We start from the raw sequence: 16,853 nt of genomic DNA on the forward strand, positions 1-16,853 counted from the left end.
TCGGGGCGGTCAGTCCTCCTCGGCGAGGGTGACCTCGATGCCGCCGGTGAAGGAGGCGGTGAGGTTGTAGAGGAAGGCACCCAGGGTCGCGAGGGCGGTCACGAGGATGACGTCGATGACCGCGATGGCGCTGCTGAAGACCATGGTGTTCTTCATCGACAGCGTGGACTTCAGATCGAAGCCCTCGGGGTCCGTCTCGGACTGCGTGACCTCCTTGACGGTGCCGCCGAGCGAGTCGAAGACGCCGAGGCCGTTGAGGACCATCCACAGGATGGTGACCGCGACGATGGTGACGACGCCGAGCGCGACGGACAGCAGGAAGCTGACCTTCATGACCGACCACGGATCCACCCGGGCGGCCTTCAGGCGGGCCCTGCGGGTGCGTGCGGGCGGGGTCACCGGGCGGGTGGCGGAGGCCGTACGCGCCGCGCCGGTCTGTGCGCTGTGGTTCGCCCCGGTGGCCGGCCCCGGCTGGGGGTGGCCCGCCGCGGCGTCCGGGCGGGCGGTGGTCATGGTCGCGCCGCGCGCGTACCCCTCCGCGGGGGCGGCCGCCTGGGCCTGCGCCGCGGGGGCGTCGGCGCGCCGGGCGCGCGTACCGCCGCCCGAGGAGCCGGACTTCGCCCGGCCGCGCGTGCCCCCGGAGCCCGTGCCGGCGGCGGGACGCGGCGCCGCGGCGCTCGGCGGAGGACCGGGCGGCGGGGGAGGAGGAGCCGCGGGACGCGGCGGCACCGCGCCCGGGTTGGCCCCTCCGGGCGGCTCGGCACGGCGGCTTCTCCCACCCGCCGAGGTCCGGTCTGTCGTCACGCGTCACCCTCCGGCTCGGAGGGCGCGACGACCACGCCCTCGGTGTCCAGCTCGCCTTCGCCCTCGCCGTCCGGCTCGGGTTCGGCGTTCCGGGCGATGCCCACGACCGCATCGCCCTTCCCCAGATTGATTAGCTGCACGCCCATCGTGTCACGCCCGGTGTCCCTAACCTCGGAAACACGGGTGCGGATCACACCGCCGCCGAGGGTGATGGCCAGGATTTCGTCCGTTACGTCCACAACGAGCGCGCCAACGAGTGAACCGCGGTCCTCGACGATCTTCGCCGCCTTGATGCCGAGACCGCCGCGGCCCTGCACGCGGTACTCGTCGACGCTGGTGCGCTTCGCGTACCCGCCGTCGGTGGCGGTGAAGACGAACGTGTTCTCGCGGACGACGCTCATCGACAGCAACTCGTCTCCCTCGCGGAAGCTCATGCCCTTCACCCCGGACGTTGCCCGGCCCATCGGCCGCAATGCCTCATCCGTCGCGGTGAACCGGATGGACTGCGCCTTCCGGCTGACGAGCAGCACGTCGTCGGTGGACGAGACCAGTTCGGCGGCGATCAGCTCGTCGTCCGACCCGGCCTCGTCGGCCCGCAGGTTGATGGCGATGACACCCGCGCTGCGGTTGGTGTCGTACTCCTTGAGCGCGGTCTTCTTGACGAGGCCCGCCTTGGTGGCCAGGACGAGGTACGGCGCGACCTCGTAGTCGCGCAGGTCGAGCACCTGCGCGATCTTCTCGTCCGGCTGGAACGCCAGCAGGTTCGCCACGTGCTGCCCGCGCGCGTCGCGGCCGGTGTCGGGCAGCTCGTACGCCTTCGCGCGGTACACGCGGCCCTTGTTCGTGAAGAACAGGATCCAGTGGTGCGTCGTCGTCACGAAGAAGTGGTCGACGATGTCGTCCTGCTTCAACTGCGCGCCGCGCACGCCCTTGCCGCCGCGCTTCTGGGAGCGGTACAGGTCGGTCCGGGTGCGCTTGACGTAGCCGCCGCGCGTGATGGTGACGACGATGTCCTCTTCGGCGATGAGGTCCTCGATGGACATGTCGCCGTCGAACGGGATGAGCTGGCTGCGCCGGTCGTCGCCGTACTTGTCGACGATCGCGGCCAGTTCCTCGCTGATGATCTGCCGCTGCCGCTCGGGCGAGGCGAGGATCGCGTTGTACTCCGCGATCTTGGCCATCAGCTCGTCGTACTCGGCGGTGATCTTCTGGCGCTCCAGGGCCGCGAGGCGGCGGAGCTGCATTTCGAGGATCGCGTTCGCCTGGATCTCGTCGATCTCCAGGAGGCCCATGAGGCCGGTACGCGCCTCCTCGACCGTCGCCGACGCCCGGATCAGCGCGATGACCTCGTCGATCGCGTCCAGCGCCTTGAGCAGCGCGGTCAGGATGTGCGCGCGCTCCTGGGCCTTGCGCAGCCGGAAGCGCGTGCGCCGGACGATGACCTCGATCTGGTGCTCGACCCAGTAGCGGATGAACGCGTCGACCGACAGCGTGCGCGGCACACCGTCGACCAGCGCGAGCATGTTCGCGCCGAAGGTGTCCTGCAACTGGGTGTGCTTGTAGAGGTTGTTGAGCACGACCTTGGCGACCGCGTCGCGCTTGAGCACGATCACCAGGCGCTGGCCGGTGCGCGAGCTCGTCTCGTCGCGCACGTCGGCGATGCCCTGGACACGGCCGTCCTTGACCAGCTCGGCGATCTTGAGCGCCAGGTTGTCGGGATTGACCTGGTACGGGAGTTCCGTCACCACCAGGCACTGGCGGTTGTTGATCTCCTCGACCTCGACCACCGCGCGCATCGTGATCGAACCGCGGCCCGTGCGGTACGCCTCCTCGATACCGCGGCGGCCGACGATCAGCGCGCCGGTCGGGAAGTCCGGCCCCTTGATCCGCTCGATCAGCGCTTCGAGCAGCTCCTCCTGCCCGGCCTCCGGGTTCTCCAGGTACCACTGGACGCCCGACGCGACCTCGCGCAGGTTGTGCGGCGGGATGTTGGTCGCCATGCCGACCGCGATGCCGGCCGAACCGTTGACCAGCAGGTTCGGGAAGCGGGCCGGCAGAACCTCGGGCTCCTGCTGGCGCCCGTCGTAGTTCGGGCCGAAGTCGACGGTGTCCTCGTCGATGTCCCGCATCATCTCCATGGCCAGCGGGGCCATGCGGCACTCGGTGTAGCGCATCGCCGCGGCGGGGTCGTTGCCCGGCGATCCGAAGTTGCCGTTGCCGTCGACGAGCGGCATGCGCATCGACCACGGCTGCGCGAGGCGCACCACCGTGTCGTAGATCGAGGTGTCGCCGTGCGGGTGGTACGAGCCCATCACGTCGCCGACGACGCGCGCGCACTTGTAGTACCCGCGCTCGGGGCGGTAGCCCCCGTCGTACATCGCGTACAGCACGCGGCGGTGCACCGGCTTGAGGCCGTCACGGACCTCGGGAAGCGCGCGTCCGACGATCACGCTCATCGCGTAGTCGAGGTACGAGCGCTGCATCTCCGTCTCGAGCTCGACCTCCTCGATGCGGTCGGTCGTGGGAGGGGGGGTCGCGTCGACCATCTCTGGTCCGGTTCCTTTCGCACTGCGGCGTACCGCGTTCGGGTGTTCAGGTGTGGGTACGCCGCGTGACCTGTCGAGGCGTCAGACGGTCGCTGTGGACGAACCGGTTGCGCCGCCACCGGATTTGCTGCCGGATTGGCGGCGCAGACCGGGTCAGATGTCCAGGAAGCGCACGTCCTTGGCGTTGCGCTGGATGAACGAGCGGCGGGCCTCGACGTCCTCGCCCATGAGGATCGAGAAGAGGTCGTCGGCACGCGCCGCGTCTTCGAGCGTGACCTGGAGCAGCACGCGGTGCTCGGTGTCCATGGTGGTGACGCGCAGCTCCTCGGCGTTCATCTCGCCGAGGCCCTTGAAGCGCTGGATCGCGTCGTCCTTGGGGAGCTTGCGGCCGGCCTCCCGGCCCATCTGGAGGAAGGCGTCGCGCTCGCGGTCGGAGTACGCGTACTGCACGTCGTCCTTGCCCCACTTGATCTTGTAGAGCGGCGGCTGCGCGAGGTAGACGTGCCCCGCCTCGACCAGCGGGCGCATGAAGCGGAACAGCAGGGTGAGCAGCAGCGTGCGGATGTGCTGGCCGTCGACGTCGGCGTCGGCCATCAGCACGATCTTGTGGTACCGCAGCTTCTCGATGTCGAAGTCGTCGTGGATGCCGGTGCCGAACGCCGAGATCAGCGCCTGCACCTCGGTGTTCTGGAGCACCCGGTCGATGCGGGCCTTCTCGACGTTCAGGATCTTGCCGCGGATCGGCAGGATCGCCTGGAACATCGGGTTGCGGCCGGACTTGGCCGAGCCGCCGGCCGAGTCGCCCTCGACGATGAAGATCTCGCACTTGGTCGGGTCGTTGCTCTGGCAGTCGGACAGCTTGCCGGGCAGCGACGCCGTCTCCAGAAGGCCCTTGCGGCGCGTCAGGTCGCGGGCCTTGCGGGCCGCGACGCGCGCGGTGGCCGCCTGGATCGACTTGCGCACGATGTCGGCGGCTTCGACGGGGTTGCGGTCGAACCAGTCGGCCAGGTGCTCGTTGACGACCTTCTGCACGAACGTCTTGGCCTCGGTGTTGCCGAGCTTGTCCTTGGTCTGGCCCTCGAACTGCGGCTCGGCCAGCTTGACCGAGATGATCGCGGTCAGGCCCTCGCGGATGTCCTCGCCGGAGAGGTTGTCGTCCTTGTCCTTGAGCAGCTTCTTGTCGCGCGCGTAGCGGTTGACCCAGGAGGTCAGCGCGGAGCGGAAGCCCTCCTCGTGGGTACCGCCGCCGTGCGTGTGGATCGTGTTCGCGAAGCTGTAGACACCCTCGGTGTACTGCGAGTTCCACTGCATGGCGATCTCGACGGAGATCTTGCGGTCGGTGTCCTCGACCTCGAAGTCGATGACCGACTTGTGGATCGGCTCGCCCTTGCGCGAGTTGAGGTACGTGACGAAGTCCGAAATGCCACCTTCGTAGTGGTACGTCACCGAGCGCTGCGACTCGTCCTCGGGCATGTGGTCGGGCCGCTCGTCGGTCAGGACGATCGTCAGGCCCTTGTTCAGGAACGCCATCTCCTGGAACCGGCGCGACAGCGTCTCGAACGAGTAGACCGTCGACTCGAAGATCTCCGGGTCGGCCCAGAACGTGACCCGCGTCCCGGTGTCCGTGGTGGCCTCGTGCTTCGCCAACGGCTCGACGGGGGCGCCGTGGTGGTACTCCTGCGTCCAGCGGAAGCCGTCGCGGCGGATGTCCACCGCGAGCTTCGTGGACAGCGCGTTGACCACGGAGACGCCGACGCCGTGCAAACCGCCGGAGACCGCGTAACCGCCGCCGCCGAACTTGCCGCCCGCGTGCAGCACGGTCAGCACCAGCTCGACGGCCGGGCGCTTCTCGACCGGGTGCAGGTCGACCGGGATGCCGCGGCCGTTGTCGAGCACGCTGACGCCGCCGTCGGCGAGCAGGGTGACCTCGATGCGGTCGTTGTAGCCGGCGAGGGCCTCGTCGACCGCGTTGTCCACAACCTCGTAGACAAGGTGGTGCAAACCGCGTTCGCCGGTGGAGCCGATGTACATGCCCGGGCGCTTGCGGACCGCGTCCAGTCCTTCGAGGACCTGGATGTTGCTCGCGTCGTACGACGCGCCGTTCGACGAGGGCGCCCCGCTGCCGGAAGGCTCGGCCACGTTGTTCTCCTTGGGGTTGCCGGGGTCGGCCACGAAGCGCCCTTTCTGGCACAACGCGGCTCCCTGCCCTGGGAGCACGGTCGGAGGGACCGCCCGATCCGGCACGGGGCCGGGCCGGCGTCACCCCGGGCACGGAGCCGCGGAAGTCGACACTGGATCCGCCGAAGCGGGATTGCCTCCATAGTCTACCGGTCCGAGCGACACAAAGACCGGTTACCAAGGGCCCTGAGTTCGCGTGTGGCGTCCTGGGAGACCTTTCCACAAGTCCCCCCATGCGCGTGGGGGTGTTTCGTGGCTCTCATGGCCGCTGGCGCGCCTCGGGCCACGTCCGCCATGACAGGGTGTCAGGCGGGTGCGACAGCGGGTTGGGACGCTCCGCGCGGGCCCGGGCGGCAGGGCGCCGCACCCGCGCGGTGGCGGGTCTGCGCCCGGTCCGGGACGGCGGTGCGCGCCGCCCCGGGGCTGCTTGTCGCCCCGGCTCGGGCCGTGGTTCGGCGGGTGGTCGGGGCTCTGTGTCCTGGTGTGGCCGTCCGGCGGCGGATTGCGGCTGTCGACGCCAGTCGGTGCCCGGCAGTGCGTGCCCGACAGTTGTGCGGGCAGGCGTTCCCGGCAGTTGTGCACAGGTCTTGCGTGGGATCTTGTGCACAGTTCTTTGTCGGCGGTTGTGGGGAGTCGTTGTGCAGGGGTCGTGTGGGCGGTTGTCGCGCACGGCGCTGCGCACGCGTCTTGCGCACACTTGCGCACCCTTGCGCACCCTTCCGCACGCTTCCTGCGCGCGGTTGGGCGACGTCGGCGGCGGTCCCGGTTCAGGAACCCGCGCTCCAGCGGCCGCGGCGGCGGTCACCGGCGGGGCCGCGTACCTCGATGTAGGTGACGGTGCCGTCGCCGAGCTCCTGGTTGATACGGGCCAGCAGTTTGGGGGCGAGCCAACGCACGTGTGTGGCGTAGTTGTCCGAGTCGGTGCGCACCACAAGTCGGCCGTCCTCGAACTTCTCCGGGGTGCAGTGCGCCGCAATGCCCGGGCCGACGATGTCCGACCAGCGACCCATCACCCCGTGCACGGCCGCCGGTGTCTGCCAACCGCGTTCGGCGATCATGCGCCCCATGACGCGACGCAGCGGCTGCGGGTCGCGGTCGTCGGGGCCGGAGCCGCTGCGGCGCAGGCCGCGCCTGCCGTCCCGGCGTTCCTGCTGCTGTTCGTGTCTGCTGCGGGCCTGCGCGCGCGCCTGCATGAGTGCCGCGCGCGCGAGGTCGATGCCCTTCTTCTCCGTGCCGTTCACACCCGTGCCGTCCACACCTGCGGCCGGGCCTGTGGATGGGCCCGCGGATGGGCCCGCGGAACCTGTGGACACCTCGGACGGCCCGGCCTGGCCCGGGAGTTCGGCACAGCTGGTAGCACCATCGGGGGCGCCGAAGTCGGGGCCCGCGGCCGAGGTGTCCGCTGCCGAAGCGTCCGGGGCGCCGCGGCTCCCGAGCGGCCCGCTGTTCATGCCGTCCTCCGGACCTCGCCGGCGGCCACCGAAAAGCGCGCCCCTTCGAGCGCCGCCGGTACGTCCTCCTCGACGGCCGCCGTGACGAGCACCTGCTCGCCGGGGGCCACCAGCGCCGCGAGGCGTTCGCGGCGGCGCGCGTCGAGTTCGGCGAACACGTCGTCCAGGATCAGCACCGGCTCGCCGCCGTCGGCGCGGAGCAGTTCGTACGACGCGAGGCGCAGCGCGAGCGCGTACGACCACGATTCGCCGTGGCTGGCATAGCCCTTCGCGGGCAGTGGCCCCAACTTGAGCAGCATGTCGTCACGGTGCGGCCCGACCAGCGTGACGCCGCGCTCGATCTCCTGCGGACGCTGCCGCTCGATCGCCGCGGCCAGCGCGTCGTGGATCAACCGTCGGTCGGCGGGAAGCGGTTCGTCGCCTATGGAGCTGCGGTATTCGAGCTGCGTCGGGCCGCCGCCCGAGGACAGCACGTCGTACGACTTGTCCACCAACGGCTGTAGGGCTGTGGACAGTTCGATGCGGGCCGCGGTCAACTCCGCACCCGCGACGGCGAGATGCGAATCCCACACGTCGAGCGTGCTCAACGACGCGTTGCGCCCGCCCGCGCGACGCGCCATCGCCGCGGTACGCAGGAGCGCGTTGCGCTGCTTCAGCACCCGCTCGTAGTCCTGCCGCACGCCCAACATGCGCGGCGCACGCGCGGTGAGGAGTTCGTCGAGGAAGCGCCGCCGCTCGCCCGGGTCGCCCTTGACGAGCGCCAGGTCCTCCGGGGCGAACAGCACGGTCCGCAGCAGGCCGAGGATTTCGCGGGGCTTGGGCACGGGGGAGCGGTTGACGCGCGCCCGGTTCGCGCGCCCCGGGTTGATCTCCAGCTCGGCGAGCGTGGTGCGCCCGTCCCGGACGACGCTGCCGCGCACGTATGCCCGTTCGGCGCCGAGGCGCACCAGCGGGGCGTCGTTCGCCACCCGGTGGCTGCCCAGTGTGGCCAGGTAGCCGATCGCCTCGACGAGGTTGGTCTTGCCCTGGCCGTTGGGGCCCACGAACGCGGTGACGCCCGGGTCGAGCGGAACCTCGACCCGGGCGTACGACCGGAAGTCGGCGAGTGAAAGGTGGGCGACGTGCATGGCTGACGATGCGGCGCCTGTGCGCCGGCCTCCCCTCGCTGTGGACAACCCTGGCTGTGGACAAGCGTGGTGCCGAGGGGACGCGCCCCCGCGGCCGCCGGGCTACTTGCTGGACTCGACCGCGTGGCCGCCGAACTGGTTGCGCAGCGCGGCGACCATCTTCATCGACGGCGAGTCGTCCTGCCGCGACGCGAAGCGGGCGAACAGCGACGCGGTGATCGCGGGCAGCGGTACGGCCAGGTCGATCGCCGCCTCCACGGTCCAGCGGCCCTCGCCCGAATCCTGTGCATAACCCTTGAGCCCGGTCAGGTGCTCGTCCTCGTCGAGCGCCCGCACCGCCAGGTCGAGCAGCCAGGAGCGGATGACAGTGCCCTCCTGCCAACTGCGGAAGACCTCGCGGACGTCGGTGACCTCGTCCGACGCCTCCATGAGCTCCCAGCCCTCGGCGAAGGCCTGCATCATGGCGTACTCGATGCCGTTGTGGACCATCTTCGAGAAGTGCCCGGCGCCGACCTTGCCCGCGTGCACGAAGCCCGAGTCGCCCTCGGGCTTGAGCGCGTCGAAGACGGGCTGGACCTTCGCGACGTCCTCGGCGGCGCCCCCGCACATGAGCGCGTAGCCGTTCTCCAGACCCCAGACCCCGCCGCTGACCCCGCAGTCGACGAATCCGATGCCCTTGTCGCCCAGCTTCTTGCCGTGCGCGATGTCGTCGGTCCACCGCGAGTTGCCGCCGTCGACGACCACGTCGCCGGGGGAGAGGAGCTCGGCCAACTCGTCGATGGTGGAGGCCGTCGGCGCTCCGGAGGGGACCATCACCCACACCACGCGCGGGGCGGGAAGACTGTCCACAAGCGCCTTGAGGCTGTCCACATCGGCGACATCGGGGTTGCGGTCGTAGCCGACGACCGTGTGGCCCGCGCGGCGGATCCGCTCGCGCATGTTGCCGCCCATCTTGCCGAGACCGACGAGTCCGAGCTCCATGTCCTGTCCTTCGTTCGCTGCCCTGATGCCGATGGGGTTACGGCACCGTCTGCTGGTGCCCTTTGTGGGGGCGTTCAGACATCGGTGTGCCGGGGCGGGCGCCGGGGTGGTGCCCGGACGCCCCGGAACACGGCCGAATGCCCGCGGCATCGCTGCCGCGGGCTTCGTACGCGTCCGTCCGGATCACGTCGTCGGGCTCAGCCGGAGAGCCGGACCGGCATGATCAAGTAGCGGTATTCGTCGGTGGCCTCGGCGTCCATGTCGGGCTTGCCGGTCATCACCGCGGGCTTGGTGGAGGTGGTGAAGGACAGTTGGGCGACCGGCGAGTCGATCGCGCTGAGGCCGTCGAGCAGGAACGCCGGGTTGAAGGCGATCGAGATGTCGTCGCCGGTCAACGAGGCGTCCAGCCCCTCGGACGCCTGGGCCTCGTCGCCCGATCCGGCCTCCAGCACCAGGCGGCCGTCGCTGAAGGTCAGCCGCACCGGGGTGTTGCGCTCGGCGACCAGCGAGACGCGCTTGACGGCGTCCACGAACGGCGCGGTCTCGACGGTCGCGACGGTCGCGGACTCGCCCGGGAACAGCGCGCGGTACTTGGGGAATTCGCCTTCCAGGAGGCGGGTCGTGGTACGCCGCCCAGCCCCCTCGAAGCCGATCATGCCCTCGCCGAGTTTGTCCCCGGCCAGGGCGATCTGGATGCTGTCGCCGTTGGTCAGCGCCTTGGCGGTGTCGTTGAGCGTCTTGGCCGGCACCAACGCGATGGAGGACAGTCCCGGCTGGTCCGGCTTCCACAGGAACTCGCGGACGGCGAGCCGGTAGCGGTCGGTCGCGGCGAGCGTGACCGTGTCTCCCTCGATCTCGATGCGCACCCCGGTGAGCATCGGCAGCGTGTCGTCGCGGCCGGCGGCGATGGCCACCTGGGCGACGGCGGCGGCGAAGACGTCGCCGGCCACCGAGCCCGCCGCGGTGGGCATTTCGGGGAGCGAGGGGTAGTCCTCCACAGGAAGCGTGGGGAGTGTGAACCGCGCGCTGCCGCACACCACCGCAACCTTCGCACCGTCTGTGGACACCTCCACGGGACGGTTCGGCAGGCTGCGGCAGATGTCGGCGAGCAGGCGGCCGGAGACGAGGATGCGGCCCGCGTCCTCGATGTCGGCCTCGATCCCCACTCGGGCCGAGACCTCGTAGTCGAAGCTCGACAGGGTCAGCGACCCGTCGCCCGCTTCGAGGAGGAGGCCGGCCAGCACGGGGACGGCGGGCCTGGCCGGGAGGCTCCGGGCGGTCCACGCCACCGCGTCCGCCAGAACGTCACGCTCGACCCGGAACTTCACCGGTCACCGCCTCCTGCTGCTGCCGCTTGCCTGATGTCTGGCACTGGATGTGTGCCCACAGTCTGACGCACCGGGCCGACAGCCCGCTCGCACCCCTCGGCGCGGCGTGGTCCACAGATCGGCGCCCACCCCACCTTTAGGCGATCAATCCCAGGGTTATCTAGGTAGTCGTAGTAGTAGGGGGTGTGGATACCGTGGATAACCCCTGTCTGCGCAGGTCAGGGCCGGAATTTTGTCCACTTCGGGGATGTGGGTAACCAGTGGACAACCCCCCTGGCGCTGTGGACGACGGAATCCGCTCCACAGGCCGTCCCCAGCCTTACCCCCACTTGTCCCCAGTCAATCCCCAACTTGGCAGCGGGTTGTCCCCATGCTTCGCGAGCCTTGTTCAGCCCCGTATTCACTGGATCGGGTGAAAGAGCCTGATCTGTGGACAGTTCCGTGGACAACCTGGGGACAACGGGCCCGATGCGGTGGACAACCGGTGGACAACTGCCGGACCGGGGGTGTGGACAGGTCGCGGCGGAGAGTTGTCCACAGAGTGTGGACAGTCGTGATGCACAGATCCACAGGGGTGTGACCTGGCTGTTCGAGTGCGGCGTACCCAGCCCCTGTGGGCAACTCGGGCGAGACACAGTCTTCCCCACGGTGTGGACGCCGATTTCCGCGCCGATCGGTGGATAACCCGGCTTGCCGAGAGCTGATGAGACGAAAGTCACATCGCTGCAAGGCAGTTGGTGGCCCTCCCGAGCGTCGCGCGGGCGTGTTGTGGGCAGACAAAAGGCCCGTTCCCCGGAGCGGGAAGCGGGCCTGGCGGCGAACGGACGTACCACGGCGGGCGGTTGGCGGACCACCCGCCCGGTTCCGGCGGCGGGTCAGCGCGCCGGCTCAGCTCTTGATGCGGTTGGTGAGCTCGGTGACCTGGTTGTAGATGGACCGGCGTTCGGCCATCAGCGAGCGGATCTTGCGGTCCGCGTGCATCACCGTCGTGTGGTCGCGGCCGCCGAACTGCGCGCCGATCTTGGGTAGCGACAGATCGGTCAGCTCGCGGCACAGGTACATGGCGATCTGACGGGCCGTCACCAACACGCGGCTGCGCGAAGTCCCGCACAGATCCTCGACGGACAGGCCGAAGTACGAGGCGGTGTGCGCCATGATCGTGCCCGCGGTGATCTCCGGCCCGGCGCTGTCCGGGATGAGGTCCTTCAGCACGATCTCGGTGAGCTGGAGGTCCACCGGCTGCCGGTTGAGGCTCGCGAACGCGGTGACGCGGATCAGCGCCCCCTCCAGCTCGCGGATGTTCCGCGAGATCTTGCTGGCGATGTACTCCAGGACGTCCGGAGGAGCGTTGAGCCCCTCCTGGATGGCCTTCTTGCGGAGGATCGCGATGCGTGTCTCCAGCTCGGGCGGCTGCACGTCGGTGATCAGACCCCACTCGAAGCGGTTCCGCAACCGGTCTTCCAGCGTGACGAGTTGCTTCGGCGGGCGGTCCGACGAGATCACGATCTGCTTGTTGGCGTTGTGGAGCGTGTTGAAGGTGTGGAAGAACTCCTCCTGCGTCTGCTCCTTCGTCTCCAGGAACTGGATGTCGTCGACGAGCAGGACGTCCACATCGCGGTAGCGGCGCCGGAAGCCGTCGGCCTTGCCGTCGCGGATCGAGTTGATGAACTCGTTGGTGAACTCCTCGGAACTCACGTACCGCACGCGGGTGCCGGGGTAGAGGCTGCGCGCGTAGTGCCCGATCGCGTGCAACAGGTGGGTCTTGCCCAGCCCCGACTCGCCGTAGATGAACAGCGGGTTGTACGCCTTGGCCGGCGCCTCCGCAACCGCGACCGCCGCCGCATGGGCGAACCGGTTGCTGGAGCCGATGACGAACGTCTCGAAGAGGTACTTGGGATTCAGCCGGGCCGCGGGCTCGTTCTCCTTGCCCGGGGAAATCTGCTCGCGGCCCGTTCCCGGGCGGGCGTCGGGCCGGGGATTGGGCCGCGCGGGTGACGACGACATTCTGTCGTCGGATCCATGAATCGAATTGTCCACAAAGCTGTGGACAGCCGCTGTGGAAAACGTTCCCGGTGCGCTGATCACAGGGGTGTTGATCAGATCATCGCGACCCGAGAAAAGCGTGCCCTCTTCGGCCGGAATCGATGCGCCCATCGGTGCGCCCGGCGATTTGTGGTCGGCGGAACCGCCACCAGGCCCGGACAATTCCCCGGCAGGGGATTTCGGCGCCGGCAGCGAGGTTCCGTGGTCGGGATCGTGTCCGTTCGGACCGCGGTGGTCGTCCTGCGCAAACTGGCCGGGGCGGTACGGCGTGTCGCCGCCGTACCGGTGCTCCGGTGCGTAGGGGTCCGGACCGTACGCGTCCTGGGGATACCGCGGCCCGTGGCCGGGCGGCCCGTAGCGGTCCGGGCCGTAGCCGCCCTGGTCGTACTGCTCGCGCGGGTCCCGGTCCCGGAGATCGCGGTGGTCCCGGCCGCCGTCCCGGGAGTCGCGGGGATCACGCGGATCGCGTGGGTTGTGGGGATCCCGCGGGTCCCGGCCCTCGCGCGCGTCCCGAAGGTCCCGCGGGTCGTACTGCGCCTCGCGCGGGTCGCGCTGCGGGTACCGCGGCGCCGGGCCGTACCGTTCCTGCCGGTAGTCCTGGGAGTAGGGGTCACCGCCCGGATAGGGCTCGGGTCGGTAGTGCTGCGGCGGACCGTAGGCGTCCTGCTGTGGATAGGTGTCCTGTGTATAGGAGTCCTGCTGGTACGTCTCCTGTTGATAGGGCTCCTGCGGATACGGCTCCGGCTGGTACCCCTCCTGCGGTCCGCCGTACGCCCCCTCGCCCGCCGCGCCCGGTTCGACCGTGACGGCGAAGGTGATGGCCCGTCCGAACCCCTGGCTCAGCGTGTCCGTCACCATGTGCCGCAGCCGCCCGTCCAGCACCTGCTTCGCGAACTCGTTGGGCGCCGCCAGCAATACGGTGTCGGAGATCAACGCGAGCGGCTGGGTGCGCTGGAGCCACGAGCGGTCCTTGGCCTCGACGCTTTCATCTGTGGCCAGGCGTTCCAGGAACCGTGCCCATACTGCGGCGAGGTCGCTGGTGATGTCAGCCACGGTGCACGCTCTTTCTTGCGTCGTTACGGGGGCGGCGAGGCCGATCGCGGCGGTCGTGAGGACCGGCAGAGTCGATCGGGGAGAGCCGTCACCGATACGGGGGGCGACGGGGAGCAGAACCCACCACGGTAGTCGTCGGGCGGGCCCCGGCTCAAGCCGTTGTCCACAGGCTGTGAATACGCTGTCTCCGCAGCTAGACGGCGTACACTGCGGCCCGGGACACCCTCGGGGGCGGCGGCCGCGGCACTCGCCCGGAGTCGCTCGCGTGTCCCCCATTTGACCGCAACGGGCGTTGGTACGTACCGTAAGCCGGTCTAGTTGTCGACGACCGCTGCCGCATGTCCGTAAATGCCCTGCGGACGTACGGTGACGGTTGGTGGCACAACCCGCCAGCCTCCGAGTCAAAATCCTGGAGCCCCCGAGTGAGCAAGCGCACCTTCCAGCCGAACAACCGTCGCCGGGCGAAGACCCACGGGTTCCGGCTGCGCATGCGCACCCGCGCCGGCCGCGCCATCCTGGCTGCCCGCCGCCGCAAGGGTCGCGCCGAGCTGTCCGCCTGACCTTCGGTGCGGAGAGGAGTCGGTTCACCGTGCTCCCTCCCGCCAACCGGCTGAGGCGCCGCGACGAGTTCGCGGTGGCCGTCCGCCGCGGACGCCGCGCCGGACGCCCGCTGCTCGTGGTGCACCTCGCCAGGCCCGGCAGTGCCACGGACCCGCACGCGCCCGCAGGGGAGACCCCGCCGCCGCGTGCGGGTTTCGTCGTGAGCAAGGCCGTCGGGCCGGCGGTGGTGCGCAACCGCGTCAAGCGCCGCCTCCGCCATCTGGTCCGGGACCGTCTGGCGTTGCTGCCGGAAGGTAGCCTGGTCGTGGTACGCGCCCTGCCGTCGGCGGCCGATGCCGGGTACGCCGAACTCGGCGGTGACCTGGATGCGGCACTGGGCCGACTGCTCGGTCGTTCCAAGGAGACACACGCGGCACCTCCGCCGTCGGGTGACACCGAGGCCCGGACAGGGGCCCAGCCAGGGGCGAGGCCATGAAGTACCTGCTCATGGGGCTCATCAGGCTCTACCAGTGGACGATCAGTCCGATGCTGGGACCGGTGTGCCGGTTCTACCCGAGCTGTTCGCGCTACGGGTACGAGGCCGTCTCGACGCACGGCGCGATCAAAGGCACGTATCTGACCGTGTGGCGCATCCTGCGCTGCAACCCCTGGAACTCCGGCGGAGTCGATTTCGTGCCGCCGCGTACCCGCCGCCCATGGCGTCTCCGGTCCTCCGGGGCAGCCCCCGAGGCGCAGAAGACCTCTCGTACCGAGTGCGTCGCCGAGCACGGCGATCACGTGCACGGTGCGCACACCATCGCCCGAGGAGCCTGACCGTGGGGCTACTTAACCCCCTCTACGACGCCGTTTCCTGGATCATCCTCCAGTTCCACAAGCTGTTCAGCCCGCTCTTCGGCAAGGACAGCGGGTGGGCCTGGGGCCTCTCCATCGTCTGCCTGGTGGTGCTGATCCGGATCTGTCTGATCCCGCTGTTCGTGAAGCAGATCCGGGCCACCCGGAACATGCAGATCCTCCAGCCGAAGATCAAAGAGATCCAGAAGCGCTACAAGGACGACAAAGAGCGCCAGTCCCAGGAGATGATGAAGCTCTACAAGGAAACGGGGACGAACCCGCTTTCGAGCTGTCTCCCCATCCTTGTGCAGATGCCGTTCTTCTTCGCGCTGTTCCACGTGCTCAACCGCGTGTCGGGCGGCCGGACGGTGGGTGTCCTCAACCAGGCCGACGTTGACTCCGCCAAGCAGGCGCACATCTTCGGCGCCCCGCTGGCCGCCAAGTTCACCGACTCCGCCAGCAAGATCGCGAACCTCGACGCCGACCTGACCACGGTCCGCATCGTGACCGTCGTGATGATCCTGCTGATGTCCGCGTCGCAGTTCATCACGCAGCGCCAGCTCATGGTGAAGAACACGGATCCCGCCGCGATGGCCGCGAACCCCTTCGCGCAGCAGCAGAAGATCCTGATGTACGTCTTCCCGATCATGTTCGCCGTCTTCGGCGTCAACTTCCCGGTCGGTGTGCTCCTCTACTGGCTGACCACCAACGTCTGGACCATGGGCCAGCAGCTCTACGTCATCCAGCGCAACCCCACGCCCGGCAGCCTCGCGTTCCAGGCCCGCCAGGAGCGCCTGGCCGAGAAGGCCCGCAAGAAGGGCAAGGTGCTGACGCCCGAGGGCGACGTGGTCGACGCCGCGGAGTACGAGGCGAAGCTTGCTGCGGAGAAGGAGCGGGCCGCCAAGCGCACGCAGCCGTCGCGGACCAGCAAGTCCAAGCGCAAGGGCGGCGGTACGCAGGGCTCTCCCGGGCAGCGCTCCACCGTCAAGGGCTCGACGGCCCGGACGCCGCCGTCCGGCAACAACGGCACGCCGTCCATCGGCGCCGACGCGACTCCGGGCGACGCCGGTAGCACGGGCGGCTCCGGCGGCTCGGGCGCCACGGGCGGTAGCGGTACCGCGAACGGCCGGCCGAGGCCCGCTCGCAAGCAGACGCAGAGCCGCAAGAACCAGGGACGCAAGAAGTCCTGACCGGGGAAGGCTGATGGCCGGGGCCCGTCCCCGTCCCGCCGTCGGCCCGCCCCGGCTCCGAGAAGACGCGCAGCGTTCGAGAAGTCGTTCGTGAAGTAGTGAGGAGCACCCCTGTGACGGAAGGCACGACCCCCGCCGTCGACACCCCCGCGACGCCGCGGCGCATCACCCTGACCGCGGAGGACATCAGCCGTCTGGAGCAGGAGGGCGAGATCGCGGCCGACTACCTGGAGGCCCTGCTCGACATCGCCGACCTCGACGGCGACATCGACATGGACGTCGAGGGCGGCCGCGCCTCGGTCTCCGTGATCGCCGCCGAGGACGCGGATGCCGCGGCGGGCGACCTCAACCGCCTCGTGGGGCGGGAGGGGGAGGTCCTGGAGGCGCTCCAGGAGCTCACCCGGCTTGCCGTGCACCGCGAGACGGGTGAGCGCAGCCGCCTCATGCTCGACATCGCCGGTTTCCGGGCCAAGCGCCGCCAGGACCTGGCGCGCCTGGCCACCGAGGCGGTCGAACAGGTCAAGGAGACCGGTGAGCCGGTCAAGATGAAGCCGATGACGCCGTTCGAGCGCAAGGTCGTCCACGACACGGTCGCCGAGTCGGGTCTGCGCAGCGAGTCCGAGGGCGAAGAGCCCGAGCGCTGCGTCGTGGTCCTGCCGGCTTGAGAAGCCGGACCGCACCCGCGCGGTGGCGCGGTTGCTGTTCCGCCAGCCTGAATCGAGCAGATCCGTCGCCGGGGGCCCGCCTGTGAAAGGGCGGG

At 69.6% G+C, this 16,853-nt stretch carries 12 protein-coding genes and 1 pseudogene; 5 read left to right on the forward strand and 8 right to left on the reverse strand.

The features are described 5' to 3' along the window. Positions 1-9: 9 nt before the first annotated feature. The 8 genes from ACRX5S_RS08070 to dnaA all read right to left on the reverse strand — a co-directional run bounded on the left by ACRX5S_RS08070 (position 10) and on the right by dnaA (position 13,787). Positions 10-804, reverse strand: a complete 795-nt coding sequence (locus ACRX5S_RS08070; RefSeq protein WP_436772087.1) for a DUF3566 domain-containing protein — start codon at positions 802-804, stop codon at positions 10-12. After that, on the reverse strand, positions 801-3,350 hold the full coding sequence (gene gyrA, locus ACRX5S_RS08075; protein ID WP_436772088.1) for a DNA gyrase subunit A: 2,550 nt from the start codon (positions 3,348-3,350) through the stop codon (positions 801-803). The genes ACRX5S_RS08070 and gyrA overlap by 4 nt, the downstream gene beginning before the upstream one ends. Before the next feature lie 153 nt (positions 3,351-3,503). Then, on the reverse strand, positions 3,504-5,543 hold the full coding sequence (gene gyrB / locus ACRX5S_RS08080; protein ID WP_436772089.1) for a DNA topoisomerase (ATP-hydrolyzing) subunit B: 2,040 nt from the start codon (positions 5,541-5,543) through the stop codon (positions 3,504-3,506). A 752-nt stretch (positions 5,544-6,295) separates the two neighbouring features. Further along, positions 6,296-6,769, reverse strand: a complete 474-nt coding sequence (locus ACRX5S_RS08085; protein WP_436772090.1) for a DUF721 domain-containing protein — start codon at positions 6,767-6,769, stop codon at positions 6,296-6,298. Positions 6,770-6,975: 206 nt separating this feature from the next. Continuing rightward, a complete protein-coding gene (recF, locus tag ACRX5S_RS08090; RefSeq protein ID WP_436772091.1) occupies positions 6,976-8,106 on the reverse strand; it encodes a DNA replication/repair protein RecF in 1,131 nt (376 codons plus the stop codon). Positions 8,107-8,208: 102 nt separating this feature from the next. Beyond that, the gene (gnd, locus tag ACRX5S_RS08095) at positions 8,209-9,087 is read right to left on the reverse strand and encodes a phosphogluconate dehydrogenase (NAD(+)-dependent, decarboxylating) (RefSeq protein WP_436772092.1); all 879 of its coding nucleotides are present in this window, start codon (positions 9,085-9,087) and stop codon (positions 8,209-8,211) included. A 197-nt stretch (positions 9,088-9,284) separates the two neighbouring features. Continuing rightward, entirely contained in the window at positions 9,285-10,415 is a 1,131-nt protein-coding gene (gene dnaN / locus ACRX5S_RS08100; protein WP_436772093.1) for a DNA polymerase III subunit beta, read from the reverse strand. 888 nt (positions 10,416-11,303) lie between these two features. Next, entirely contained in the window at positions 11,304-13,787 is a 2,484-nt protein-coding gene (gene dnaA, locus ACRX5S_RS08105; RefSeq protein WP_436772094.1) for a chromosomal replication initiator protein DnaA, read from the reverse strand. A gap of 146 nt (positions 13,788-13,933) precedes the next feature. On the opposite strand from dnaA, the gene rpmH reads away from it, so the two are divergent. The 5 genes and pseudogenes from rpmH (at position 13,934) to ACRX5S_RS08130 (ending at position 16,758) form a co-directional block, all read left to right on the forward strand. Further along, positions 13,934-14,071 carry a 50S ribosomal protein L34 gene (rpmH, locus tag ACRX5S_RS08110; protein WP_010849920.1) on the forward strand — a complete coding sequence of 46 codons (138 nt, stop codon included), beginning with the start codon at positions 13,934-13,936 and terminating at the stop codon, positions 14,069-14,071. Between the two features lie 29 nt (positions 14,072-14,100). Next, a pseudogene (rnpA, locus tag ACRX5S_RS08115) lies at positions 14,101-14,463 on the forward strand (ribonuclease P protein component); the annotation flags it as partial. Between the two features lie 80 nt (positions 14,464-14,543). Further along, positions 14,544-14,885, forward strand: a complete 342-nt coding sequence (gene yidD / locus ACRX5S_RS08120) for a membrane protein insertion efficiency factor YidD (RefSeq protein WP_436772095.1) — start codon at positions 14,544-14,546, stop codon at positions 14,883-14,885. A gap of 2 nt (positions 14,886-14,887) precedes the next feature. Further along, positions 14,888-16,093 (forward strand): membrane protein insertase YidC, encoded by a 1,206-nt coding sequence (gene yidC / locus ACRX5S_RS08125; RefSeq protein WP_436772096.1) that lies wholly within the window; start codon positions 14,888-14,890, stop codon positions 16,091-16,093. A gap of 113 nt (positions 16,094-16,206) precedes the next feature. Continuing rightward, complete coding sequence (locus ACRX5S_RS08130; RefSeq protein ID WP_436772097.1) at positions 16,207-16,758, forward strand: protein jag; 552 nt, start codon at positions 16,207-16,209, stop codon at positions 16,756-16,758. Positions 16,759-16,853: the final 95 nt, after the last annotated feature.

Source organism: Yinghuangia sp. YIM S09857, assembly GCF_051388915.1.
Classification (GTDB): Bacteria; Actinomycetota; Actinomycetes; order Streptomycetales; family Streptomycetaceae; genus Yinghuangia.

Excerpts from the sequence above, each read along its gene's own strand:
- gyrA (WP_436772088.1), bottom strand. The coding sequence starts at position 3,350 with ATGGTCGACGCGACCCCCCCTCCCACGACCGACCGCATCGAGGAGGTC.
- dnaA (WP_436772094.1), bottom strand. The coding sequence starts at position 13,787 with ATGGGGGACACGCGAGCGACTCCGGGCGAGTGCCGCGGCCGCCGCCCC.
- yidD (WP_436772095.1), top strand. The coding sequence starts at position 14,544 with ATGAAGTACCTGCTCATGGGGCTCATCAGGCTCTACCAGTGGACGATC.
- recF (WP_436772091.1), bottom strand. The coding sequence starts at position 8,106 with ATGCACGTCGCCCACCTTTCACTCGCCGACTTCCGGTCGTACGCCCGG.
- gnd (WP_436772092.1), bottom strand. The coding sequence starts at position 9,087 with ATGGAGCTCGGACTCGTCGGTCTCGGCAAGATGGGCGGCAACATGCGC.